35 protein-coding genes and 1 pseudogene are annotated in these 23,833 nt (G+C 48.3%); 26 read left to right on the top strand and 10 right to left on the bottom strand.

The features are described from left to right. The first annotated feature begins 119 nt into the window (after positions 1-119). The 20 genes and pseudogenes from BN2106_RS11110 to nrdD all read left to right on the top strand — a co-directional run. On the top strand, positions 120-2,312 hold the full coding sequence (locus BN2106_RS11110; protein WP_207641720.1) for a tape measure protein: 2,193 nt from the start codon (positions 120-122) through the stop codon (positions 2,310-2,312). A 10-nt stretch (positions 2,313-2,322) separates the two neighbouring features. Next, complete coding sequence (locus BN2106_RS11105; RefSeq protein WP_050698662.1) at positions 2,323-2,967, top strand: LysM peptidoglycan-binding domain-containing protein; 645 nt, start codon at positions 2,323-2,325, stop codon at positions 2,965-2,967. A 4-nt stretch (positions 2,968-2,971) separates the two neighbouring features. After that, a complete protein-coding gene (locus BN2106_RS11100; RefSeq protein ID WP_050698661.1) occupies positions 2,972-4,027 on the top strand; it encodes an XkdQ/YqbQ family protein in 1,056 nt (351 codons plus the stop codon). A gap of 1 nt (position 4,028) precedes the next feature. Beyond that, positions 4,029-4,271, top strand: coding sequence for a hypothetical protein (locus tag BN2106_RS11095; protein WP_050698660.1), 243 nt, complete (start codon positions 4,029-4,031; stop codon positions 4,269-4,271). 2 nt (positions 4,272-4,273) lie between these two features. After that, a complete protein-coding gene (locus tag BN2106_RS11090; protein WP_050698659.1) occupies positions 4,274-4,690 on the top strand; it encodes a DUF2634 domain-containing protein in 417 nt (138 codons plus the stop codon). Beyond that, a complete protein-coding gene (locus BN2106_RS11085) occupies positions 4,683-5,732 on the top strand; it encodes a baseplate J/gp47 family protein (RefSeq protein ID WP_050698658.1) in 1,050 nt (349 codons plus the stop codon). The genes BN2106_RS11090 and BN2106_RS11085 overlap by 8 nt, the downstream gene beginning before the upstream one ends. Beyond that, complete coding sequence (locus BN2106_RS11080; RefSeq protein WP_050698657.1) at positions 5,729-6,268, top strand: YmfQ family protein; 540 nt, start codon at positions 5,729-5,731, stop codon at positions 6,266-6,268. Before BN2106_RS11085 ends, BN2106_RS11080 begins: the two co-directional genes overlap by 4 nt. Further along, positions 6,265-7,623: a hypothetical protein gene (locus BN2106_RS11075; protein WP_050698656.1), complete on the top strand. Its 1,359-nt coding sequence runs from the start codon at positions 6,265-6,267 to the stop codon at positions 7,621-7,623. Before BN2106_RS11080 ends, BN2106_RS11075 begins: the two co-directional genes overlap by 4 nt. Then, on the top strand, positions 7,559-8,095 hold the full coding sequence (locus BN2106_RS11070; protein WP_195891830.1) for a hypothetical protein: 537 nt from the start codon (positions 7,559-7,561) through the stop codon (positions 8,093-8,095). The genes BN2106_RS11075 and BN2106_RS11070 overlap by 65 nt, the downstream gene beginning before the upstream one ends. Beyond that, complete coding sequence (locus BN2106_RS11065; RefSeq protein WP_050698654.1) at positions 8,092-8,805, top strand: peptidoglycan recognition protein family protein; 714 nt, start codon at positions 8,092-8,094, stop codon at positions 8,803-8,805. Before BN2106_RS11070 ends, BN2106_RS11065 begins: the two co-directional genes overlap by 4 nt. Before the next feature lie 15 nt (positions 8,806-8,820). Next, positions 8,821-9,108 carry a hypothetical protein gene (locus BN2106_RS11060; protein ID WP_050698653.1) on the top strand — a complete coding sequence of 96 codons (288 nt, stop codon included), beginning with the start codon at positions 8,821-8,823 and terminating at the stop codon, positions 9,106-9,108. A gap of 16 nt (positions 9,109-9,124) precedes the next feature. Further along, positions 9,125-9,424: a hypothetical protein gene (locus tag BN2106_RS11055; protein WP_050698652.1), complete on the top strand. Its 300-nt coding sequence runs from the start codon at positions 9,125-9,127 to the stop codon at positions 9,422-9,424. A gap of 56 nt (positions 9,425-9,480) precedes the next feature. Then, a complete protein-coding gene (locus BN2106_RS11050; protein ID WP_050698651.1) occupies positions 9,481-11,472 on the top strand; it encodes an SGNH/GDSL hydrolase family protein in 1,992 nt (663 codons plus the stop codon). Positions 11,473-11,495: 23 nt separating this feature from the next. Further along, positions 11,496-12,413, top strand: coding sequence for an Ig-like domain-containing protein (locus BN2106_RS11045; protein ID WP_050698650.1), 918 nt, complete (start codon positions 11,496-11,498; stop codon positions 12,411-12,413). Between the two features lie 14 nt (positions 12,414-12,427). After that, positions 12,428-12,736, top strand: coding sequence for a PF13754 domain-containing protein (locus BN2106_RS11040; RefSeq protein ID WP_242846344.1), 309 nt, complete (start codon positions 12,428-12,430; stop codon positions 12,734-12,736). After that, positions 12,720-13,001 (top strand): hypothetical protein, encoded by a 282-nt coding sequence (locus tag BN2106_RS11035; RefSeq protein WP_154666508.1) that lies wholly within the window; start codon positions 12,720-12,722, stop codon positions 12,999-13,001. The genes BN2106_RS11040 and BN2106_RS11035 overlap by 17 nt, the downstream gene beginning before the upstream one ends. Further along, on the top strand, positions 12,991-13,236 hold the full coding sequence (locus BN2106_RS11030; protein ID WP_050698647.1) for a hypothetical protein: 246 nt from the start codon (positions 12,991-12,993) through the stop codon (positions 13,234-13,236). Before BN2106_RS11035 ends, BN2106_RS11030 begins: the two co-directional genes overlap by 11 nt. After that, complete coding sequence (locus tag BN2106_RS11025; RefSeq protein WP_050698646.1) at positions 13,233-13,895, top strand: leucine-rich repeat protein; 663 nt, start codon at positions 13,233-13,235, stop codon at positions 13,893-13,895. Before BN2106_RS11030 ends, BN2106_RS11025 begins: the two co-directional genes overlap by 4 nt. Next, positions 13,892-14,125 (top strand): hypothetical protein, encoded by a 234-nt coding sequence (locus tag BN2106_RS11020; RefSeq protein ID WP_050698645.1) that lies wholly within the window; start codon positions 13,892-13,894, stop codon positions 14,123-14,125. Before BN2106_RS11025 ends, BN2106_RS11020 begins: the two co-directional genes overlap by 4 nt. A gap of 35 nt (positions 14,126-14,160) precedes the next feature. Then, positions 14,161-14,310: pseudogene (nrdD, locus tag BN2106_RS11015) on the top strand (anaerobic ribonucleoside-triphosphate reductase); the annotation flags it as partial. 100 nt (positions 14,311-14,410) lie between these two features. Here the strand turns inward: nrdD and BN2106_RS11010 are convergent. Together BN2106_RS11010 and BN2106_RS11005 are read right to left on the bottom strand one after the other, a co-directional pair. Beyond that, positions 14,411-15,247 carry a recombinase family protein gene (locus BN2106_RS11010; RefSeq protein ID WP_050698643.1) on the bottom strand — a complete coding sequence of 279 codons (837 nt, stop codon included), beginning with the start codon at positions 15,245-15,247 and terminating at the stop codon, positions 14,411-14,413. A 57-nt stretch (positions 15,248-15,304) separates the two neighbouring features. Continuing rightward, positions 15,305-15,631 (bottom strand): hypothetical protein, encoded by a 327-nt coding sequence (locus BN2106_RS11005; RefSeq protein WP_050698642.1) that lies wholly within the window; start codon positions 15,629-15,631, stop codon positions 15,305-15,307. A gap of 442 nt (positions 15,632-16,073) precedes the next feature. On the opposite strand from BN2106_RS11005, the gene BN2106_RS11000 reads away from it, so the two are divergent. Then, positions 16,074-16,298: a helix-turn-helix domain-containing protein gene (locus tag BN2106_RS11000; protein WP_242846315.1), complete on the top strand. Its 225-nt coding sequence runs from the start codon at positions 16,074-16,076 to the stop codon at positions 16,296-16,298. Positions 16,299-16,305: 7 nt separating this feature from the next. Here BN2106_RS11000 and BN2106_RS10995 read toward each other — a convergent pair whose 3' ends face one another. The 5 genes from BN2106_RS10995 to BN2106_RS10975 all read right to left on the bottom strand — a co-directional run bounded on the left by BN2106_RS10995 (position 16,306) and on the right by BN2106_RS10975 (position 20,398). Then, a complete protein-coding gene (locus BN2106_RS10995) occupies positions 16,306-16,500 on the bottom strand; it encodes a hypothetical protein (protein ID WP_050698641.1) in 195 nt (64 codons plus the stop codon). A gap of 61 nt (positions 16,501-16,561) precedes the next feature. Next, positions 16,562-17,269, bottom strand: a complete 708-nt coding sequence (locus tag BN2106_RS10990) for a DUF4367 domain-containing protein (protein WP_050698640.1) — start codon at positions 17,267-17,269, stop codon at positions 16,562-16,564. 11 nt (positions 17,270-17,280) lie between these two features. Continuing rightward, positions 17,281-17,847, bottom strand: coding sequence for a sigma-70 family RNA polymerase sigma factor (locus BN2106_RS10985; protein ID WP_050698639.1), 567 nt, complete (start codon positions 17,845-17,847; stop codon positions 17,281-17,283). Positions 17,848-17,990: 143 nt separating this feature from the next. Further along, positions 17,991-19,499, bottom strand: a complete 1,509-nt coding sequence (locus tag BN2106_RS10980) for a recombinase family protein (protein WP_050698638.1) — start codon at positions 19,497-19,499, stop codon at positions 17,991-17,993. Between the two features lie 470 nt (positions 19,500-19,969). After that, positions 19,970-20,398 (bottom strand): helix-turn-helix domain-containing protein, encoded by a 429-nt coding sequence (locus BN2106_RS10975; RefSeq protein WP_050698637.1) that lies wholly within the window; start codon positions 20,396-20,398, stop codon positions 19,970-19,972. A 140-nt stretch (positions 20,399-20,538) separates the two neighbouring features. On the opposite strand from BN2106_RS10975, the gene BN2106_RS10970 reads away from it, so the two are divergent. Continuing rightward, positions 20,539-20,790 (top strand): hypothetical protein, encoded by a 252-nt coding sequence (locus BN2106_RS10970; RefSeq protein WP_050698636.1) that lies wholly within the window; start codon positions 20,539-20,541, stop codon positions 20,788-20,790. Between the two features lie 63 nt (positions 20,791-20,853). On the opposite strand, the gene BN2106_RS10965 is transcribed toward BN2106_RS10970, so the two are convergent. From BN2106_RS10965 to BN2106_RS15820, 3 genes are all read right to left on the bottom strand, one after another. Continuing rightward, positions 20,854-21,258: a type II toxin-antitoxin system HicB family antitoxin gene (locus tag BN2106_RS10965; protein WP_050698635.1), complete on the bottom strand. Its 405-nt coding sequence runs from the start codon at positions 21,256-21,258 to the stop codon at positions 20,854-20,856. Positions 21,259-21,304: 46 nt separating this feature from the next. Beyond that, the gene (locus BN2106_RS10960) at positions 21,305-21,502 is read right to left on the bottom strand and encodes a type II toxin-antitoxin system HicA family toxin (protein ID WP_050698634.1); all 198 of its coding nucleotides are present in this window, start codon (positions 21,500-21,502) and stop codon (positions 21,305-21,307) included. A gap of 257 nt (positions 21,503-21,759) precedes the next feature. Beyond that, the gene (locus tag BN2106_RS15820) at positions 21,760-21,930 is read right to left on the bottom strand and encodes an Arc family DNA-binding protein (protein WP_082236474.1); all 171 of its coding nucleotides are present in this window, start codon (positions 21,928-21,930) and stop codon (positions 21,760-21,762) included. A gap of 127 nt (positions 21,931-22,057) precedes the next feature. On the opposite strand from BN2106_RS15820, the gene BN2106_RS16955 reads away from it, so the two are divergent. From BN2106_RS16955 to BN2106_RS10950, 4 genes are all read left to right on the top strand, one after another. Continuing rightward, entirely contained in the window at positions 22,058-22,210 is a 153-nt protein-coding gene (locus BN2106_RS16955) for an Arc family DNA-binding protein (protein ID WP_154666507.1), read from the top strand. A gap of 110 nt (positions 22,211-22,320) precedes the next feature. Next, positions 22,321-22,485: a hypothetical protein gene (locus BN2106_RS16195; protein ID WP_154666506.1), complete on the top strand. Its 165-nt coding sequence runs from the start codon at positions 22,321-22,323 to the stop codon at positions 22,483-22,485. Between the two features lie 14 nt (positions 22,486-22,499). Next, a complete protein-coding gene (locus BN2106_RS10955) occupies positions 22,500-22,721 on the top strand; it encodes a hypothetical protein (RefSeq protein WP_050698633.1) in 222 nt (73 codons plus the stop codon). 17 nt (positions 22,722-22,738) lie between these two features. Then, entirely contained in the window at positions 22,739-23,833 is a 1,095-nt protein-coding gene (locus tag BN2106_RS10950) for a hypothetical protein (RefSeq protein WP_407921733.1), read from the top strand.

Raw genomic sequence — 23,833 nt, 5'->3', positions numbered from 1 at the left:
TACCTGTTCGCTGAAAAAAATATACTGCCCGGCTCTTATTACAACCTGCCCGCCGGGGAAAAGGCTGTGATAAGAGCTTTTTTTGAAAAAGACATGGAATCCAGAAGAAGGTGAACGCAGTGCCGAATGTATCCATCGTTATAAGCGCAAGAGACAATTATTCAAACGCAATAACGTCAATGCGTAATGCAAATTCGGCGTTTTCAAGAGAAACCGACGGATTACAGCATAAAATTGATGCGTTAAATCGAACAAAGGCAACCTTGAAAATAGAATCAGATCGAGCGAAAAAGCAATTGCAAGAAGCAAAAAAGGCGATGCAACAAGCTCGTGATGAAATAAGAAACTTAGAAGACGAAGCCGGAAAAACAAATAAGCTTGTCGAGCTACAAGAAGAATACGACCGAATCCAAGAAAATTTGAAGCTTGTGACCAGGGAGGCGCGATCCGCACAGCGTGAAATGGAAAACCTGGGACGCACAGAACGCCGAGAGGGAAACCGGGCTGGAAGCGGAGGCGGCAGGCCGGACGGCGGAGAATCAGGACTCCTGAAATCGTTTGCATCCGCCGGGTTTACCCAGATGATCGGAAACGCGCTTGCCTCCACGGCGAACACAGCGGTATCAAGTGCGTTTGGTAGCGAAACGGGAACAATGTTTGGATCGATTCTGGGGAGCGCTGCCGCGGGGGCTGCCATGGGGTCGATGATTGCGCCGGGAATCGGGACGGCCATCGGCGGAGCGATCGGCGCGGGTGTCGGGGCTATAACCGGCGCAACACAGATATTTGAGAACCAGGATCAGGCATACCGAACAGCGGTACAAGAGCAATATCAAGTGGTCACACAGGAACAGCAAGAGAATTTGACCGCCGGAAGTGGGATCGCGGCGCAGAGAGAAACGGACCTCGTGTCGTTTACGACGCTGTTTGGAAACGATAAAGGAAAAGCGGAAACGTTTTTGAGCGACTTGAAGGATATGGCCAATTCAACGCCATTTTTGTACGGAGACCTGACCGCCATGTCTAAGACGCTGAAAACGTTTGGCTATGACGAACAAAACACGTTACCGACTCTGACCAGCGTCGGTAACGCTGGTGCGGCATTGGGCATGACAACGCCCGATATGAACATGGTTGCAACAGCTATCGGCCGCATGAAATCCAGCGACAAGGCGACGCTGGAATACCTGAATATTTTGAACGACCGTGGCGTTGATGCTGTCGGATACATCGCCGAGAATCTGGGGAAATCTAAAGGTGATGTCTATGACCTGATATCAGAAGGAAAATTGAGTGGTGTAGAAGTCTCCGAACTCATCATCCAAAAATTTGATGAATTGTACGCTGGGGCCATGGAGGAACAATCTAAAACCTATGCGGGCATGCAAAGCACGCTGACCGGATGGAATCAAGAAATGCAGTCTGCCATGGGAAAAGGGTACAACGAAGCCCGGAAAAAGGGAATCCAGGATGAAATCCGGTTTTACGAGGGCGACTCTGGCGAAGAAATGAAAGAGGCCAATCGCAGAATCGGAGAATATAAAGCTTCTTTGGAAAATCTCCAAGAAGAAATGCAACGAGACGCCTACAAATCCGTAACCCAAGGAAATATATATAATACATTTTCAGAAGAAACGCAAAAACGTCTATCCGAGCTGTACAAAGAATATGCGGAGGCTTCCGCCAAGGATGACGGCGCCGAAATGGGGCGTGTGTTGCAGGAAGCACAGGTAATCGCCGCTGCTGAGTACAACAAAACAGAGGGCGCGAAGCTTGAGGTGGAAAGTCAAAAAGCACTGGTTGGCGGAATACGCGACGCCATGGTACAGGATGAAGTGTATAAGACTTTTGGCTATGAAATGGGAGAAGAATTTAGTAAGGGCATGGCGGTTGCTCTTGCAAAAAATGATCCGGTAAAAAACTATCTCAACGGAGATTATACCGACGGATTTTATTATGGGGGACCAACAGAAACAGGCGAGGCCCCGCAAGAGGGGATCGGAACCTACTCAAACCAGAGAGAAAATCAAGAAAAGGAAACCGCGCCAGCAGATCGATCCGGTGCACAGCAATATGGACCCGCGAAAGCATTTGGCATGGCACGTGTCCCTTACGACAATTTCCCTGCCCTCTTGCACGAGGGAGAACAGGTGTTGACCGCGGCGCAGGCGAGGCAGTACGCGTCTGGGGCCGGGCCGGTTATCGTTGTAAATATGGACGGGATGCAGATCAGGGAAGGTGCAGAAGACGAAGCCCGTCACGTTGCCGAATTAGTGGCACAAGAAGTGTGCCAGGCAATGAGAACGGTATAAGGAGATCGACATGCTAAGAAAGATTATATTTAAAAACGCGGAAAATGGCGCGGAAATGAACATGCCGGTCACTCCCCCGTCATTTGAGATCACAACGGATCGCAATATGGAAACGGTCAACATCCATGCCATGGGCGATGTTGCGCTGCTGGGGACCGATACATATAAAACCATCAAATTGGATTTTTTGATCCCGGCGCAAAAATATCAGTTTGTGACAGTGAACGAAATCGTGGAACCATACGCCTATATCTCGACGTTTGAGCGATTCAAAAATGAAGGGACCGTTCTGCGGCTGATCATCACAGACACGACGGTGAACATCCCTGTCAGAGTCCAGAGCATCACGTACAAGGAGCAAGACGGGTCGAATGACTTGTACATGTCGCTGGAACTGTGCGAATACAAAGAGCTTGCAGCCGTAAAAATCGAGGCGGCCGCAGCGGCCAGTTCCGCGCGCGCCGTGGAAGCCCCGCCCGCCACACCTCAAACGTACAAAATTGCGTCCGGAGATACGCTGGGGGCGATCTGCCGCAGGTTTTACGGGAGCGCCGGACTTGCCGCGAAACTGGCGACATTCAACGGGATCAAAAATCCAAACCTGATCCGTGCGGGATCGGTCCTGCGGCTGCCGGATAAATCAAAATTGGGGTGATGCCATGATTACGATCACGCTGCAAAACAGCAGCGGCGTCTATGACATAACGACGCTCGTCCCGACCGTAACCTGGTCGGGAAATTATAAGCAGTGTACGCGGACGCTGTCATTTGAACTGCTATCATCCCCCATAGACAAATCAGTGCCGTCCGTATCAATCGAAAACGGGAATTACGTCACACTCCTGCAAGACAGCACCACGTTGTTTACGGGAATCGTGTTTAGCCTCCAGAAATCCAGCGAGGGAAATACGATCAAGGTGACGGCGTATGACCGGGGAATATATCTAAAAAGCAACAAAGTGGTAAAAAAATATACCGGCCAAGCGCCGGAATCTATTGTGAGAAGTATATGCAGCGAGCACGGGATCACTGCCGGGGACATCGCTACAACAGGAGTACCGATCACGCGCAATTTCATTGGCGTGTCTCTCTATGACATCATTCAGACGGCCTATACGCTCGCGGCGGCCAAGACAAAGAAAAAATATCACCTGGTTTTTGACGCAGAAAAGCTCTGCGTGCTGGAAAAAAAGGTGAACGACAAAACCCTGGTGCTGGAGGGCGGATCAAACCTGATCGATATAAGCACAACGAACAGCATCGACAGCATGGTAAACCAGGTTGCCATATATGACAAAAATGACAAGCTGATCCGGACCATTAAAAACGACGATACAATCCGTCTGTATGGCCTGATGCAGAGTCAGGTGAAACAAAAGGATGGGGAGGACGCCACGGCAGAGGCGCAAAAACTGCTCGATGACAATGGGCTGCAACAAAAAATCACGGTCAACAACTTGGGTAATATCGCAAACGTAACCGGCGGAACTGTTGTGGTCCACGAGCCGCACACCGGTGTATATGGGCTATTTTATATCGATGAAGACACGCACGAATGGAAAAAAGGGCTGTACCTGAATAAGCTCGTGCTAAACTTTAAAAACATCATGGATGAGCGAGAGGCCGGAAGCCTGCCGAATAAAACGGGAAGCAAAACCGCGGGCAAAAAGAAGAATAGACAAATTGTCCATCTGAATCTCGGAAAGAAGGAATGACATGGAAGGAAATGCTTTTGTGGAATTGGCGGCAGCGATAAAACCAAAAGACGAGGCAAGTATCGTGTATCTGGGAAAAGTGTTGTCCCTCTCCCCTTTCTGCATCGATCTTGCCGGAACAATTCAGCAAGGAACGGACCTGCTGAGGAACCCAGACATTCGGGACCTAGAAAACGGGGATCAAGTGCTGATGATCTCAGTGAACTGCAACCAACAATTTGTGGTGGTCTGTAAGGTGGTGTGAATATGACGCTTTTTCCGTCGTTGCAGCCGCAAGCTGTGACAGTGACGCAAGACCTGCCGCTATACCGGGAAACAGCCTGGGACTATAGCGAAAATACACCGATATTTAAGGGAGGATCACCGGTAATTGTAACCGGAGTTGAGGCGGTGAAGGTGTGGGCATACAAAGCTCTATCGACGCCGCGGTACATGTATGAGATGTACTCGTGGGATTTTGGAAATGAAATGGAATCCCTCATTGGACAGGCATACACAGAAGACTTAAAGCGGTCGGAAATCCCACGTTTTGTAAGGGAATGCCTGTCGGTAAACCCGTATATTACCGGCGTGACCGATATAGCAATGACGCTGCAAGACGACAAGCTGAACGGAAGCTGCACAATACAAACCATTTACGGGGGTGACACGATCCGTGTATGAGGAAAAAACGTACGAAGCCATAAAAGCGGATATTTTATCCAGTATGTCAAATGAGCTTGACAAGCGGGAGGGCAGTTACACAAACGATATTATCTCCCCCGTGTCGTTGGAAATCAGCAAGGTGTACGAATCGATCAACGCGGTGATCCCTATCGCATTCGTGGATGAAGTCTCTGGAGAGTACCTTGAAAGGCGATGTGCGGAATACGGAATTGAACGAAAGCCGGGAACAAAAGCGAAAGCAACCGTCACGCTTACCGGAAGCAACGGGACGACCGTAGCTAAAGGGACCGTGCTGCTGTCGATGCCAGGGTTGGAATATCTTACGATAGCGGCGGCAACCATTGCAAACGGAACCGCCCAGGTAGAAGCGGAAGCGGCGGAGATCGGATCAGAATACAACGCGGATGCCGGGAACATCGACCGGTTGGCCTCCAGCATAAGCGGCATCACCGGCGTAAGCAGTGGAAAGGCGGAGGGCGGAACCGACCGGGAAACGGACAAGGCGCTATACGGAAGGTTGTGCGACGTCCTGCAAAATCCAAGCGCAGGCGGAAATCTATACGATTACAAGCGCTGGGCAGAAGAAGTAAACGGAGTTGGCCGCGCGAAGGTGCTGCCGCTGAACAACGGACCGGGGACTGTCGGGATCATCATTGTGGACCAAAATATGAGGCCGGTCGGAACGGAAATTACCGCTGACTGCAAAGCGCACATCGAAGACCGCCGGCCGGTTGGCGCAGCGGTCACGGTTGTGTCCGCAAGGGCGCTGACAATAAACGTATTGGCGCAGGTAAAAACAGACGGAAGCGTCGGCGCTGCCGCCATAAAAGCAGAATTTACCGCGGCGGTTGGAAAATACCTCGATGAGCTGGCGTTTGTGAAAAACGAAATTGTCTATAACCGAGTATCGTATATCCTGCTGGGAATGCAAGGTGTAACAGATTATGTCACGCTGACAGTTAATTCTGGTAAGGCAAATATATCGCTGGATACCGATCAAGTGCCGGTCTTAGGAAACGTGGGGGTGACAGTTGTATGAAAGCCCTAAAGAACCAAGTGCCACCAGATTATCTGAAAAGCCCAGAAACCTGTGCGACGCTGGACGCGATGAATCCGGAAGCAGTCGCCCTATGGGAAGCTCATGAATCTCTCTTGGATCAGCTTTTTGTGAGTACAGCCACTTGGGGGCTGGATTTTTGGGAAAAACTTTATGGAATCGAGACTGACATAAGTAAACCGTACGATTTCCGCCGCTCGCGCGTTATCAGTAAAATCCGCAGCAAAGGGACCGCGACGATTGCGATGATAAAAAATGCCGCGGAAAGCTTTGTAAACGGAGATGTAGAAATCATCGAACATCCGGAAAATTACTCGTTTGAAGTGAAATTCAGCAGCCTTGGAATACCCCCAAATTTAGAAGACCTGACCGCGACTATTGAAGACATCAAGCCCGCGCACCTTGCTTTTAGTTATATATATAACTTTTTGACTCATGCTGGTGTGTCGGCCTATACACACGGACAGCTACATGCGTATACCCACGATCAAATACGGAATGGAGAAATGCGGGAATGATCGATACAACCTATTACAAATTGCACAAGCCTGCCGAAAACGACACTTATGATATAACCAAACAAAACGAGAATATGGATGCGATTGACTCTGCGCTGCGAGGATTGGAGACAGGAAAAGAAACGCCAGCCGCCGCCCAGGATAAAGCGGATCAGGCCAAAGCTGCGGCAGTTGCGGCGTGCCGACCAGTTAACTGGATGCCGTCGGCAAAAGAAGTTGGGGCACCAGACTTGATTGACGGAAAAATTAAAATTGGACAAATACCAATTTTGCCCCCGGTGGTCACGACAGCAGGAACAGGAAGTCTATATACCGCAACAATTGACGGAATCGCAGAGCTATCAAAGGGGCTAACGATTACAATCATCCCGCACACCGTCAGTACCGTCAGCATCCCATCGTTAAACCTGAATGGACTTGGATCAAAAAGCATTAAAATCAGAATAAATAATAGTCAAACCACAGGGACAAGCAAAAACAGCAACTGGATTTTGGCTGGAAAGCCTCAAATCTTACAATATGATGGGACGTGTTGGGTTGCGGTTGGAGTAACAAAGACGGATAGCCAAGATATATCCGGGATCATACCAATATCAAGCGGAGGGACGGGAAAAAGCGGGTGGACCGCCAACCGGCTGATCTATCCCACGTCGAGTAGCACACTGTCGCAACTGTCCCCACCTACATCTGGAACAGGGTATTTAACGCAGGGAACGAGCGGCGCTCCATATTGGAGCGGAAAAGAGAGCATGTGCGGGACGATTGGCGCCGTACCAACAAGCCGGACAATAAACGGAAAACCATTGACGTCAAATATCGTGCTAACCGCAGGCGACGTAGAGGCCACGGAAAAAATAGAAGCCCCAACGAAGGACGCCTGCGTATTATGCCGAGATACCGAAGGACCGTATTACTGGACATCGATAAACGAGATTTCCGGAACTTTTGACACCAAAATTACAATAAATGGGGAAAGCTCTCAAAATATATATTTTAAAGAAAGAGGAAGCAAAGAAGGGTACTGTCAAATAGCCAGAAATTCGCGTGGCAGATTTGCAATTGAAAATATAATAACAAAAAGAGATGATCAGGGTGCGGCAGTGACCAGTGGAACTATAAATCTCACGATCGGGAATCTTAGCGCGGAAACAGATAAAACGTGGGAGAAACCAGATTTAATCACTGTATATGTATCGGAAGGGATAAAAAGCGATACATACAAATTATACGGGGAACACAATGTTACTGTATCAGAGACAATCCCGACTGATTTTATCGGAGAGGGTTGCATTGTCTTTTGTACAGCCGACCACAAAATATATAGAGGCATCAACGGATCAAATGTTGCTTTCTAAAAAACGAGGTAAAGAAAAAATGGATATATTATCTCACGCCATCAGTTTTAGGCGGAATGTAGAATATGCCGCAAACAAGCTAACTGACAGCGAAGCAGCCGAAAGAAGAACGATGTTTAAGCCGTGGAAGGCAAACGAACGAGTCTGTTCGGGAGATCGTCGGTATTTTCCGCCGACAGACAAACTCTACAAAGTCCGCGACGGCAAAGGCCATACCACGCAAGCCAATTGGACGCCAGATGTTATGGCGGACTCATGGGAAATTATTGACGTATCTCACAGGGGCACACAAGACGACCCGATTCCAGCAGCGCGGGGCATGGAATACACATACGGACTGTATTACTCTGACCCAGAGGACGGCAATCTGTACATTTGCCAACGAACCGGGGAGTCAAAAGGAGGAAAGATCAATCTGCAATACCTACCGCATGAGCTGATTGGTCAGTATTTTGCGGAGGTAGCCGAATGACCCTTACACAAAATCTGGTTCCAGACAGCAAATACAGCATCAAATGCCCCTACTCCATGTCACCAACCCGTGTAGTTATCCACAATACCGCCAACGATGCAAGCGCGGAAAATGAAGTCGCATATATGACCAACAACGATGCTCAAGTCTCTTTTCATTATGCCGTCGACGATATTGAGGCCATCCAGGCGATTCTGGAGACCCGGAACGCCTGGCACGCGGGCGACGGGAATGGACGAGGAAACCGGCAGGGCGTCGCGATTGAGATCTGCTATTCCAGAAGTGGAGGGCCGCGGTTTGAACAGGCTGAAAAAAATGCCGCCGAGCTGACCGCGTCGATTCTGGCGCGGTACGGTTGGGGATTGGAGCAGGTGACAAAGCATCAGGACTATTCTGGCAAAAACTGCCCGCACCGCACGCTGGCACTTGGCTGGCCGCGGTTCCTGGACATGGTGAAGCAGGCACTGTATGCAATCAAGTCCGACACGACGATGGACATGCACCTACCAGAGGGGCAGGTCTATACGGTAAAGCTGACCAGCTACAAAAAGCCGGCTTTCACCGCCGGAAACGGTGCGGTGCTGAAAACGAGGTTTGGGAAGCAGCAGGGATGGGACTGGTATTTCCAGATCAAGGCGATCGGCCCGCCCGGCGCGGGCTGCGGCGTGTACGCGAACGGCGAGCGGCTGTTTGCTGTGACTATTACATAAAGGAGGACAACACCAATGGAACCAGAAAGCATGGCGGTGCAGGCTCTTGAAAGCGCCAAGTCTGCACATCACCGGCTTGATCGGCTGGAAGTTGAGGTTAAGGACATACATGACCTTGCGGCGGCTATGGCGGCCACCCGGCAGGAGATTACCGGGGTGCAGGAGGACATCAGGGAAATCAAAAAGAACGTCACCGAACTAACCAAACGCCCCGCTGCATGGTGGGACAAGCTGATTGCGGCGGCAATCGGCGCGGTGGCAACGGGCATTGTGGGGGCCGTACTGGCCCTGATTTTTAAATGATAAGGAGAGATAAAACATGGAAGCAATCGCATTATTTCTGACCTTGGCAGTCACAGTAGAAGGAATCGTCGAATACATCAAGACCATCATCGACGGCGAGCGGAAAGCCGCCGTTATCCAGATCGGCGCACTGGCGGTAGCTGTCGCCCTGTGCATCCTGTCCGGCGCAGACATTTACGCAGCTATTGGTGCATCCTTTACCGTGCCTTACGTTGGGTGCGTCCTGACGGGCGTTTTTGCGTCGCGCGGCGCGAACTATGCTTCCGATATTTTGGGCCGTCTGAAAGGGGCAGGTGGCGGCAAATACGCAGCCTAAAATACATAACCCCGCCTCTTTGACGGGGCGGGGTGTATTTGATTATAGGGGGCCAAATGATTACTTTAAACAAAAATTGGAGTTTTACTGCGGATAGAACCGACTTAGAAATTGGATATGCAGAAGAAAATAAAGTGTTTACTTTAAAAATTCAAAAATCCGGAACGGAATACATGAATTGGAATATTGTACTGGACGTATCTCAAAATGGAGAAAAGAATATTTGGGCCGTAGAGAAATCGGAAGAAGCCGGAAATACGATTTTATCCATACCGATTAAAAAGGAATATACAATGAGGGCTGGGAAAATCGCGGCCCAGTTGAGAGCCACACATACAGACGGACGCGTAAAAAAATCTGCGCAACTTGTGTTGTATGTAGATCAAAGCATCAATGCGCCGGATGTAGTCCCGTCCCCGCTACCGTCGGAATTTATTGAATATGAAAACAGTATTTTGACCGCGCGAAATGACGCAAAGGCCGCCGCAGGCCGGGCCGAGGAATCAGAGCAAGCCGCGGCAGACGCTGTGGAACAGTGTGAAAAAATCTTAGAGGACGTAAAGACAAGCGGCACATGGCGCGAGTTTGGCACCACTCCGTGTACGTTTAGCGTCTCCCAGTTTGGCGAGGTGAAGCTCAAGTCCGATGCGGCGAGCTGCACGTATCGCGCTTATAGCGACACGGTCAAGGACATGGATACACAGTCTCGCACCTACTCCGGTGGGATTACGGAAGATGTCTCTAAAGGATACTACGAGTATACATTATCCAGCACGGCAACCCAGTGGTTTAATGTGTTTGTACGGATGATTTATAAAGATTTAGAGATCGGAAAACGGTACAAAATTTACGTTGATACGACCGACTTAAAGCCTGGCTCAAATACAGCTACCATGTTGTATGGCCAATTTATGCTTAACGAGTCAACCAACGGAAGCAAGGGCGACCAGATCATGCCCCCAATGCGTATATCGTCAGCGGGATTACATGGCTATGAGTTCACAGCCTCATCCGCTGACGTGATGATGGAATACTATCCCGGTAACGTAGTGGCAGAGTTGGTCGCCGGATACCAATTCAGGTTCCGCGACATATACATAAACCGGGATGGGGCGGGCACGGCCCACACGCCGGTATATGATCGGAAAGGCGCGTTTGAAAGCGAAGTTGTTTTGATAAATGTACCTACACCGATTCATTTTGAGTCGGATCCAATTTGTACAATTTGGTATTCGCGGGCCGAATCAAATGTTTTTACCATAAACGGAATATCTCCGGACAGTGGCGGAAATGTGATATTGCCGAATCCTCCTTTGTCTCGAATGGACGGCAGAACGTTGGTCTGTTTTGGGGACAGCATTACAGGCATGTTCCGGCCACCCACGGATTATCCGTCGATCATAGCCAAATTGACAGGAATGCAAGTATACAACGTTGGAATGGAGGGGTGCCGCATGTCGCGGCATCCGGATCAATACTATGATGCATTTTGCATGTACCGGCTGGCAGATGCAGTAGCATCTGGTGATTACTCGTTACAGGAGGCCGCGATAGGCCACACCGGCAGCTATGCGGCGGAGCGGGTGTCTAATCTCAAGGATATCAATTGGAGGGATGTCGACCATGTGACCATTTTTTATGGCACAAATGACATCCAAGGCGGGGTGCCGTTGGATAATGCCAACAATCCCAAGGACACAACGACCTATCTTGGCGCAGCACGGTACGCGCTGGAAAAGCTCTGGGGCGCGTATCCCAATCTCAAGATTCTGCTACTCACGCCAATCTTCCGCTACTGGGACAATGAATATATTGATAGCGACGAAAAAACTTTTTCCGACGGTAGACATTTTTATGAATTTGGAGATGCATTGATCCAATTGGCGAGAGGGTACAAAATTCCCGCCGTGGACATGTATCGAACATTAGGAATCAACCGATTTAACCGAACGCATTATTTCCCGCCAAACGACGGCACGCATCCAAATGAAACCGGGAGAACATTGTTGGGCGAAAAAATTACATGTGAACTTTTAAGCTCCTACTAAAATTTACATTGGAGGCATAAAGAATGGCAATCCAAACCGTGAAGGCGGTCATAAACGGCCAGGAACACAATCTTACGTATAACAGTAGCAGCGGAAAGTGGGAGGCGACGCTTACCGCGCCGGGAAAATCGTCTTACAACCAAAGTGGGCACTATTACGGTGTCGCAGTCACAGCTACAGATAACGCGGGCAATACCGGCACGGCCAGCGCTTCCACAAGCGGCGCAGTCGGTGAAGCCCTGCGTCTGGTTGTCCGCGAGAAAGTCAAGCCCACAATCAGCATCACGTCTCCCGGCGCAGGTGCGCTGCTCACCGACAGCACGCCGACGATCACCGCGCAGCTCCGAGATGACGACAGCGGAATCGACATCAGCACGCTGGCGCTCAAGATCGACAGCGGTGCCACGGCAGGAAGCACAGCAACCGGCATGACCGTCACGCAGGTAACGGGTGGATACGACATTATCTACACGCCACAGACGACCCTTGCAGACGGTGCGCATACCATCACGATCAATGTGTCCGATCACGATGGGAACGCGGCAACAGCGGCCACGCGTAGCATCACCATCGATACTACGCCCCCCACACTGGATGTGACCAGCCCGCAGGACAACTATGCAACCAACCGCACGGCCCTGACGGTATCTGGTACGACCAACGATGCGACCAGCGGGCCGGTGACGATCCGCGTTACACTCAACGGCACGGACCAGGGCGCGGTAACGGTCAACAGCTCCGGCGCATGGACCAAAGCAGTAACGCTGCGCGAAGGCGTTAACACCATCGTGGTGACGGCGACCGACCGGGCAGAAAAAACAACGACCATCACACGCACGGTAACGCTCAACACCACGGCACCAGTGATTTCCGCAGTGACAATCACGCCGAACCCGGTCGACGCGGGCAAAACATTTATAATAAGCGTGACGGTGAAATGAGCGCAGCGGTGAGGATGTGGGGGCGGGCAGATGCGTTCGACCTCACGTTTGATTTGGGAAAAAGCGGGGAATGGCAGGCGTCAGTCCCCGCAGACCTTGAAGATGGTCAATATGCATGTGAGATATGGGCCGAAAACGCTATTGGTGAACAAACCTACTGGACGGGGATGCTCTATATGGTGGACAGCCGTCTGGTCTGCATCCATCTGGCGAACGATCCATATCAAGTGGTGCTACTGCCGGATCGCACAGGAATCGCCTTGATAGACGACCGGTACGTCGCGGTCTTGAAAAGGGGGTGCGCGTGTGTCGCCAACGTATAAGATGGACTGGATACTCGGAGAGGACAAATATGTGGACCTGGAGGTGCGCAGCCGGCCGGCCGGCCCGGTAGTTGTTCCTCGCGCGGTTTGGAATCTGAAGCGGAACATCGAGGGCACAATCGAGCAAACCGGAACGTGTGAAGTGGACGGCGGGCGCATCGGCGTGCTTGTAGAGCCGCAGCAGGTGGGCGCATACACGCTGGAAATTACTTACGAGATACCGCCAGAAACGCGGAAGGTACGGGTGATGCTGGATGTCCGTTAAAATCATATCCGCAAAAATCGAACCGCAGATAGTAAATGCCGGGACACAGTATCAAATTACCATCGGCGCGGAAGAATACGGCGTGCTGATGGAGTACATGGGGTACATCCTCGCGGACAGCGACGGCATGGAGCTGCACACCGCCGACAAAAAGGATTATCTGCTGAATTACACAGATACGGAGATTGATGCGGCGCTGGGATGGCTGCTGGACTTAGGGAGGCAACTGGAATGAGTAACAACACAACACGTGCCGCTGGGCCAGGCGGCGTTGGGGGCGTCGACGGGGACGCTTATCCACTTGCGTACACCGGCGCGGAGATCGACACGGCCATATCCGGCTGGCAGACGGCGAAAAGTCAAGCTGACGCAACCGCCGCTGACATTGCAGCCGGTAAAAAGGCGATCACTACTGCGGGACTGGTGACGGGAACCATGCAGGCCAGCGGCGGAGATAGTGGAATTGCAGATGCGATAATTAATAGGAGTGTTGAAAATATTAACAGCATAGCGGAAAACGTTGGCGAAAGTGCTTTTTATGGTTGTGAAAAACTTGCTACGGCTCGTTTTTCTGTAGCGCTGAACGTTGGAAAATCTGCATTTCGTCAGTGTGTTGCCCTTGCAGAAATAGATTTTCATGAAGCACAGGAAATAAGCGAGTATGCATTTTACGGGTGTAAGGTTTGCAATATTTTTATTTTTAGATCAAAAAGCTTATGCAAACTTGTTAATTCTAACGCATTTACAAATACTCCTATACGGTCAAGTGGTGGATACATTTATGTTCCTAGCGACTTATTGGATAGGTATAAATCAGCTACAAATTGGGGCACGTTTAGTTCTAAATTCCGCGCCATTGAAGATTATCCAGAGATCTGTGGAGGTACAACATGATCAAGACAGAGACTATCGCCATTGATGGAAAGCAGTACGATCGCACGTACTCAACCATCAGCTGCTATATTGAGCGCGACGGCGCACGGTATTCGGAGGCTATCGATCCTCTGAGCAGCGGACGAATGTACAAGGAGACCGATATTCCGATTGAAAATGAAAGCAATGAGCTAACAGCTTATCGCACAGCCTACAACATCGTTACGACCGGACAAGAGGTAGCGCCATGAACCCACGCGTAGACGATCACGGGATGGTCGGAAAAGGTGTGCCGTTTGACCGAATACGCAGGATTACCGGATACTTGGTAGGTACGGTCGAGCGGTTCAATGACGCAAAACGTGCGGAAGTGTGCGACCGCGTGAAACACAGTGTACATAAGCAAATGCCACAAATTACCTGTAGCGATCTGTGACTCGACGGGAGTATAATATAACTGTCTCCATCTATCCCGGAGACAAAAAGAGCCCCCCAACCTGTTTTTTCCAAAATGCAGGTTAGGGGGCTTTTGTTTTTTATATTTTGGTGTTTAGTTTTTCATACGGACGTTGTAAGCGCCTTCCGGCGACTGATTTCCCTAGTATGTGTTGTACTTTATTATACGATTCAACGCTAATAATCGCGGGGTGATTTCCTTTGTATATTTTTCCACGGTAACTGTTATACCCCGCATATATCGGACGGGTCAATATTTTGCGAACACTCTCAGCGGTTTGAACTTTACCGCGTTTGCCCGTATACCCTTTGAGCCTGCAAAGTTCGGCCACGGCGGATAGGTTTTTGTATTCAAGATATTTTTTGAATACGTACCGCACTCGTTCGGCCTCGCGTTCATTAATTCTGAGGCTGTCTTTTCCGTCAAGATCGTAGCCTAAAACATCGTGGCATGTTCGTTTACCCTGTGCGGCGCGTTCTCCCATTGCGGCGCTTACGCGCTCTGCTGTCAATTCCCGTTCTAGTTGGGCGAACACACCGCAGACCCCCACCATCGCTCGGCCCATTGCGGTGCCCGTATCAAACGACTCGGTCAAGCTGACGAAAGTTATACTACATTTTTGCAGCACGCCCAGTGTATCATAGAGATCAGCTACGGAACGGGTAAACCGGCTCAAAGACCAAACTACGACAAGATTAAAACATTTATTTTCAATGTCTTTTAAGAGCCGCTTCATACCAGGACGATGCTCTATATCCTTTCCGCTAATTCCTTCATCGGCATAAACAAAATAGACACCATACCCGTGATCCTCGCACCATTTTCGCAGAGCCCTTTCTTGTGCCGACAGAGAATACCCCTCCCGCGCTTGATCAAGCGTCGATACCCTTATGTAGATAGCTGCTTTTTTGCGCATATTCTTGCCTCCATAGGCCGGGCCGTGCTATAATAAACACGGCCCGGTTTTGTGTGTTTACTTGCCGGCCGCTTCGCCGTTGTCCTGTTCCCGCAGGGCAGCGGCATTTTTAATTGCGTGGATGCCAGTTGTGTCGATCAAAACCGGCTGGTTGTTGTAGCCAGCGGTTAAAATGCAGTGCTCTCCGGCGGTGTTGTAGATGGCACTACTGCCGTCAACACACTCCGCGACCTCAAAGCCATCGGGGAGGATATATTCTTCCGGGTCGTACCAGATGCGGCTGATATTCTGCGGCTCATCCAGGGTAAAAGCATCCTGCCTTCCGAACTGACACCGTGACTCAGATGTACAGCGGTAGATGGTGACTGTTTTGATTTCTTTCATTTTGGTTCCCTCCTGTTAATTAAAATAAAAATTGGTGCCATTGTTTAATCGGCACTCTGAATACGTGCCTAAGCTACAGCTAAAGTCGCGGAAGATACACGGCGGGACGCTGTTCCGTTTAACTACGGAGGCCGAATATCCTTTATTCGTCAACCTCGCAATGTGCTTTTTTACCTCGCGAAGAGGGGATAAATCGTAAAACGCGCCATCTTCTCCAATTACTTTGACAAAGCGGTATGAGGACGGAATGCGATCTGTGCTGAGACTGATTATATTTCCTTTCATTTTTGATTCCTCCGTTTCTCTTTTGGTCTATCTATATTATAGCACTTAACTTTGTGCGAAGCAATTGACGTATGGCACAAAGTTAAGTGCTTTAAAGTGTACAAAATGCACTTGATTTTGTGCTGAACATTTGATAAGATAATATAGAGGTGATCAAGTGATTAAATACGATAAACTATTTATGCTCTTAAAGGATAAAGGATACAGTGCAACCCGCATAAGAGATGAAAAACTGATTGGGCAGGGTACATTAACCGCATTGCGAAGGCACACCGGCGGTCTGGACGCGAAGACAATAAATAAATTATGTCGGGTTTTGCAGTGTCAGCCTGGCGATCTAATGGAATATGTAGATGAAGAAAATCCCCCCGATAAGCCATAACGGCCTGTCAGGGGGATTTTTTATTTTTGCGCATATCCGCAGCATCTGAGAGCAGCTTTAATATTTTAGTATCAAAATCATCAGGTACCGGGTACATCTTTTTTAGGTCTTTGTCCGGGGGCAAATTTTTGAGGCTGTCGTCTATTATCTCATCCTTGTGTTTTTGCAAAAGTTCTTTTAATTCTTGCTCTGACAGGGCCATGATAGTATCACCGCCAATCTACGGGTATTATGCCCGGCGGGCAAAGAGGATAACCAAAAGATTATTGTTCACCCACTGGCTCCGGGGCGAGACTCTCCGCAATTTTGATCAGATCGTCCTTGCTCACATCCGGATCATAGCACGTTACTCGGTAAAAATTTAATCCGTCAGACCAGCCCAGCATTTGGCGCTCACCTTTACGGCTATAAGTGGATTTGTCCCCGTTAATGTAGACATATCCGACCTCATCGCCGGAATGATCATACTTTAGGTTGCCTCTTTGGTAATGACTTATTTTTATCTCTAGTTTTTCATCCCCGCCACGGTAATATGTTTGGTGCGCCAAACGGTGCAGATCATTTACATCTCGTTCCGCTAATTCATATCCGTCTGGCATGTACGCGGGAGAGTATACCGCAAATTTTGGTAGCTCGTCCTCCGGTAGCATGCCAGCGGTAACATGTTCGCCCGGCCAAATGCCTCCAATTAAGTCAATAAACCACTCACGTGCAGCGGATACTGTCATAATTGTCATTGCGGCTGCAAGGAGGGCGGCGATAAGAGCAATTGCGACGCGCTTGCCAACCCGAGCCGCAATTATATGCGGTTTATATGATTGATCATATCTATGTAAGGCCATATCAAAGGCTTGCTGCTCTTTTTTTAGGTGCGGATATTTTATATCCTCCGCGCCCATCATAAGCGCAGCGGAATTGACCTCAACTATCCGGTTAATAATATTTCCCCATTGCTCTTCTGTGAAATCCATTTGTTCGCCTCCTAAACAATATCATCAGGATTCAAATTATGTATACGTACATAATTTTTTAATTTCTCAATCCCTCGTGACCGCAAATGTCTTACATTGGCAGGGGTAGTATGCAGGCGTTCTGCGATCTCGTCATCGTCTTTTTGCTTGATATATGTAAGCTCCAAAGCATCCCGGTAGCGTTCCGGCAAATTGTTAAACAATATGCTTATATCGATGATCCACTCGTTAAAACCCTCGGGCCTGATCTCTTGTATATCATCGCAGTCGTCGAGAGAGATTATTTCCGGATGGCGTTTTCTTTTTTTATAAATAAGCCGGGCCGCATCGTGGGTGTAATCAAATATTTTATGACGGATAAAGGACTCGTCGGCGTTTGCTGGGTCTGCATATATCTCGTCCGCCCTCTCTATAAATTTTTGCATACCGGCCATTGCAGCATCTTCGGCATCCTGCCGATTCCCAAGCATCTTATAAGCCGCCCTGATAAGTGACTGCTTGTATTTATTGTGTACTTCGATAATTTTCTGGGTGTGTTTTTTATTATCATCTGATGGACCTACCAATAATATCCACATAAAAAATCCCCTTTATATGACAAGATTTTAAAATCTTATCACACAAAAAGGGGATTGTAGGCTGGGAATATATTCTTTAAATTAATTATATAGAAATCTAAGCGCACGCGGAAAGATATTGTACGTAATCTTTTAGCGAGTCTCTATAAATCAGTAGTGGTCGCCACTGGTTGCAGACCTCCGCAACCAGCTATATGTACGCCTACGTTTACGGTGAATGAACCGTCGACGTGGGCGTATATTTTTGTTACAAGCTGCTTGATGGCGGCGCGTGGATCTGCCGGTAAGGTTTCCAGCGCCTCATTGAGCAGCTTTTCTATTTTATCGCCGCTGACGGGTTGGCGATTGGATTGCGTGCGCCAAATAATATCCTCCAGCTCAGACTTACGCAGGCGAAGCTTGTCCATTTCATCTTGCAATTCCGGGTAGTTGATGCCGGATAAAATCGCTTTTGTGCCGTTGCTGATTTTGGCGATGACACCGTTCAGTTCACGCCGCTCCGCGGTCAGATCAGGGCTGGCAGAATTCACTTGATCGGCAATTTTCCTGGAAGTCTCCGCAAAGTCAGTCTCAAGCAAGAACGCCTGCAATTGCTGAATCACAAAAGCTTCAATTTCGTTGGCACTGATATTTTTTACTGTACAGGTGTGTGTACGGTATTTGTTGCCGCAAATATAGCTTCTGGTTTGGTATCCTTTTGAGTTGGTGGAGCAGTGGCCAACGTAGGTACTGCCGCAGGCTTCACACTCAATTAGACCAGAAAGCAAGTATTCCTGTTTTGCTTTGTTGCTGGCGCGTCTCTTGTTATCGCTCATTCTTTTTTGCACCTCGTTCCAAGTTTTTTCATCGATGATTGGTGGGATAACCCCTTCTATTCGTACTGCATCGGGGTTCGGAGTTCCACCGGCCCATTTTCTCATCAGCTTACAGCGGCGCTTGAGCCATGTGTATACGCCTATGTATCTCTCGTTGCGCAGGATGCTTGATAAGCTGTTTTTGCCTAAAGCACTACCCCGTTTACCATTTATGCCTTTTACAGCCTCTAAGATCGCGCTGTAGCCTTTTCCAGCGGCGTACAGTTCAAATATTTTTCGGACAGCGGCAGCCTCTGCGTTGTTGATGATGTATTTACCATCCACAATATCGTATCCAAGCGGTGGGACGCCGCCGCAGAATAGGCCTTTTTTTGCGCGCACGGTGGTTCCGGCAATGGATTTGACCCGCGTGTCAAGTACCTGGTGCTCACCTAATCCGACCGTGATCAGCTCCACGAGGAAATCATTTGGATTTGTCACGTCTCCCAGTTCTTGTGTAGCAGAGATCACCTGCACGCCAAGCCGGGCCATCTGCTTTCGGAAGGCGAACCAGTCACCGACGTCACGGGAGCCGCGGCTGATGTCGTAGATGACAACGGCGTCGAATTCACCCCGAGCCGCCGCCGCGACCATATCTATGAAGCCAGCACGGTCCATGTTGGTTCCGCTCTGTCCTTCATCGCTGTAGTAAGAGACCACCTGTATCCGGTTTTGATGGCAATATTCTTTTATTTTATTAAATTGGTACTCTATGCTGTTTTCCGTCTGTCGGTTTGTGCTGTAACGGGCATATGCCGCAGCCCGAAGCGGTTTGGATGCTGGACCGTAAAAGCTCATTTTTTGTCCTCCAATCATTGACGACGAAAAGCCAAGCAGGTATAATAAGCATGTTTCGTTATTACTGCCTGTTGGTCTTACCCGCCAACAGTCTCTCATGCCTGATCTGGTTACCGCCAGGTCAGGCATTTCCTTTGCCGCTTCATCCTGTTGGCGCAGGGTGAAGCGGTTTTTTGTTATCGGAATAAAAAGTATTTATTTATTCTGTACAATAAAATAGATGGTCGATTTGTTTCACATGTGAAATTTTTATAAAATTTCTAAAGCTTCTTGTCACAAAACGCTACTTAAAAGAGGTTATATTGGGTGGAAGATTGTATTGATGCGGCCGGTCGGTACTCTTCCAATACAAAATAAGGAGGAAGAGGCAATGGTTTATTTAAATGGCTGGTAACTAAAGCATTAATATTTGGATAATGGGAGGGTTACATATGAAAAATTTACGCAGAATTTATATGCTTCTGCATACATCATCCAGCGGTCCGAGCCTCATCCAATTGTCCATCCGCGAAGCGCGGAAAAGTAGCGTCCAAAATCTGAATGATTCCAGCGAGGACCTGAACTTGAGTGTCGGTAAAATCCTCACCTTCACGAAGGTATCCAAGAGTGACCATCGCTTTGCAAAATAATTGAAATTCTTCTTCATCGAAATCCTCCGTCTCCGGTTCTTCCGGGTCGGGGGATTTTTTTAGTTCTTCTCCACCGTTTAATCTTTCTAAGCTGACTCCTAACCCTTTTGATAATTTAAATGCGACTTCAAGGGCTACACTTTTTTGGAACCTGGTAATTATTCCTCTAACTGTTGAGTCTGGCAAATTGCATATCCTGGCTGTTTCGGCAATTGATAAATTCTTTTCATTCATTATTTCACGTAGAGTTTCGTGAACTGGTTTGTTCATGTATTAAAGCCTCCTTTTCTTGCATTATATCACAGAAATCACTCAATGCAAGAAAAAGTTCAAATTTTATATTGACTTTTTCGCTCGTTGAGTTATAATAAAACCAATAAATCGCTCGATGAGTGAAAGGAGGGTTGAAAATGCCAGCTACAAATAAAATAGCGTTTGAAAATCTTAGGGCTGAAATGGGAAGAAAGCAATTAACTATTGGTAGTATAGCAAATTCTATTGGTATGAAGAGAGAAACTTTGGGGCGTAAGCTATCACGTGAATCTCCGTTAAAACTCAACGAAGCCTTTTTAATTGTACAAAAATGTTTTCCAGAAAAAGAAGTTGAATATATTTTTGAAGAAGCTTGTTCGGAAGTAAAAGACAATCAGAGGCCTACATAAGAAAAGCCGCCCAGTTAAGGGCGGCGGAATAGTTAATCAATAACATTTGAGACAAGAAATACATCAACCGACATTAAGCTTTTCCCGCAATGCGTCCTGTAATACTTGGGAAAAGTTCATGCCTTTTTCCAAAGCGGCGGCATTGAGCCATGCGGGGAGCGTTACAGTACGGTTTACGGAACGGTTTACCTGTGCTAAACGGATTGACGGCATATAAACGTCAATCAATGCCGTGCGTTCATTTTCTCTTGCCTGTACCTGTGTAAGTGGTGTGGGAGTAGGAATTTCTTCACCGTCTTCCTCCAGACCATACATGACGCAGCCCAACAGTTCCCGAGCAGAGATTAAAGCGTCGTCGTCATTGATCCCGCTGGTGGCGGCGTTCAAATCCGGGAAAACAACTGCGATCTCCTGTCCAGCTTCATAAGTGAAAACTGCGGGATAAAAGTAACGTTCAGGCTTTTTCATTCAGAAGTAACCTCCTTTATTAAAGTTGTCAGGGAGGGGGTCGGGGCTATCTGAACTTTAGCCCCGACTGGTCTTCAATGCGATCAAGCGTTGGGCGGGGAATATCTTTGTCAGGATGTTTAACTGTTGTCCGTCCCTTTTTGGTTGGATGTTTAAATTGATGGTGGCTTCCAACCACGTTTACTTCATACCAACCATCTGCTTTCAGCATTTTAATGACCTCCCGTGAAGAATAACTTTTCATGTGTTGTTCCCTCCTGACAATCTTATAATAACACATATAAAAGTATTTGTCAATGGGTTTAGCAAATATTTTTATATGTGTAGAAAAGGTGCACGTTTTAGCTCTCGATAGCGGCGAGGAGGTGAGGGATTGGAGAGAGAACAGATAACGATTCGCCTGTCGGCTGAGTTGTTGAAGACACTCAGACAGGAAGCAGATAGGCGAGGGTACCCAACCAAAGATTTAATCATGTTTATTTTAAACGACTGGCTGAATTCTCAAAACTCTCCATTGGCATTCAAGTAGAATTCGACTGCTTGCTCAATCTCTTTGGCGACGGAACGTCGATGCGCTTTTGCTGATGTTGAAATGCGCTCAAACAGATCAATTTCCATTCTCAGAGTAAATCTTTTATCTGTTTCCTTTGTAAAACCATCATTTGCAGACATATACGAACCTCCTTTTGACGTCTAATTGACGTTTTAATAATAGCAAATATTGCAGACAAAAGCAAATATGACTATTGACGTCAAATAGATGACATGATACAATTAATAAGGAGGTGACGTCAAACAAATGACAAAAGATGATAGAGTGAGGTTTACATTCCGAATTCCTGAAAAAACATTTCACCAATTGAAGGAAGAAGCTAGATGCATGGGAGTATCTACAAATGCTCTCATTCTGCAAATATTGTGGGAGTGGGCAAACAAACAGAAAACCGCATAGAAAAAGCCGCCCGAAGGCAGCGGGGAGGTAGTAAAAATATCTGAATTTGAAATTGTCAGATTAGTTTTGGCTGTCACAGCATCCTACAAAATAAAAAAGGAGGCGATCCCATGCCGGATCAGATCAAGGGAAAATTAGTGATTGATGAAGATGCTGTACCTCTTACGCCGGACACGCTGGTACGTGCGCTGTTTGGCATGCCGCTTGACCGGTTGGCCAGAGAAATCCGTGAAAATAGAGGTGGAAAGTACGATTGTCTGTACAGCGACGAGTGAAAGGAGGACAAGCCATGAACAAAGACAGCCCATACATAAAGCACAGCAGGCTGGGTGTGATCCTGTTTGTTGCCGGCCTGACCGGAGCATTTCTCACAGCCATGGCGTCGGACAGCGGTATGTTGACCATCTGGCAAGTGCTGATCCTAGCGACGGCAGAGAGTCTGGCCATGGGGATTGGCGGGTTGCTGCGTGATAAAGATTCACAGAATGGAGGTCGAGAAAAACAAAAATGAAAAGTTGTATGGAGAGAATGAAGGAGAATCACACAGACGAGAAAATCGCTTCGTTTCGGGTAAAACAGAAACTACCGTATGAAGCAAAAATAAACTATGCATACACACGCGCATGGGAGTTCTACAACGAGTGTGGCAAGCGAGGACTGAACTGTCATGTATCCGTAGGTGGTCTGGACAGCATTACTTTGCTGTTGTTTTTGCGGTCCATTGGGATAGATGTTCCAGCGGTTTCGGTATCGACCCTGGAGGACAAGAGCATTCAGGCCATACATAAAACATTGGGAATCATCTCGCTGAAACCTTTAAAGAGCAAAACACAAGTTCTGCAGGAATGCGGGTTCCCGGTACTGTCTAAAGAAACGGCGTCGAAGATCGAGCTGCTACAAAATCCATCTCCAAAGAATGCCACAGTCCGGCATGCAATCATCACAGGAGAAACCGGAGCATACGGAGGAAACCGGACAGGCACCCGGATGAAGATGGCTCAGAAATGGCTGGAACTGTTTGCAGGAGGTGAAAATGAACGGGAGGATGTGCAATATCAATGTGCGCCGTTTAAAGTATCCGCCAAGTGTTGCTATTACCTCAAAGAGAAGCCATGTGATGACTGGGCGAAAGAACACAACAGTGTACCGTATCTGGGTCTCATGGCGTCCGAAGGAGGTCGCCGCCAAAAGTCGCTCATGATGAATGGATGCAACTACTTTGGAAAGACAGCGATACGGTCAGCGCCATTTGCGATATTTGACCGCCAAGATCTGTTGCAGCTTGCCCTTGACCTGGATGTACCTGTTCCAGAGGTATACGGCACCATAGAATGCCAAGCAGATGGCACGCTTTACACAACAAGAGCACAGAGGACAGGCTGCTCCATGTGCGGGTTTGGAATCCAGCTCGAAAAGAGACCGCATCGATTTGACCGGCTCTACGAAGACAACCCGAAAGAATGGAATTTTTGGATGCACCGATGTGTGAAAGATCCAGTTACAAATGAAGTATATGGGTGGGGTAGGGTGCTGGACTACATAGGGGTACATTGGACACAGGGATCATTACAAACAGATCTGGACTTGCAAGCAGGGAAAACTGCCAGCAGAAAGAAAGGATGA

The sequence above is a fragment of the Anaeromassilibacillus senegalensis genome, from assembly GCF_001261775.1.
GTDB classification, from domain to species: domain Bacteria; phylum Bacillota; class Clostridia; order Oscillospirales; family Acutalibacteraceae; genus Anaeromassilibacillus; species Anaeromassilibacillus senegalensis.
This window is presented reverse-complemented; position numbering and strand designations above follow the sequence as displayed.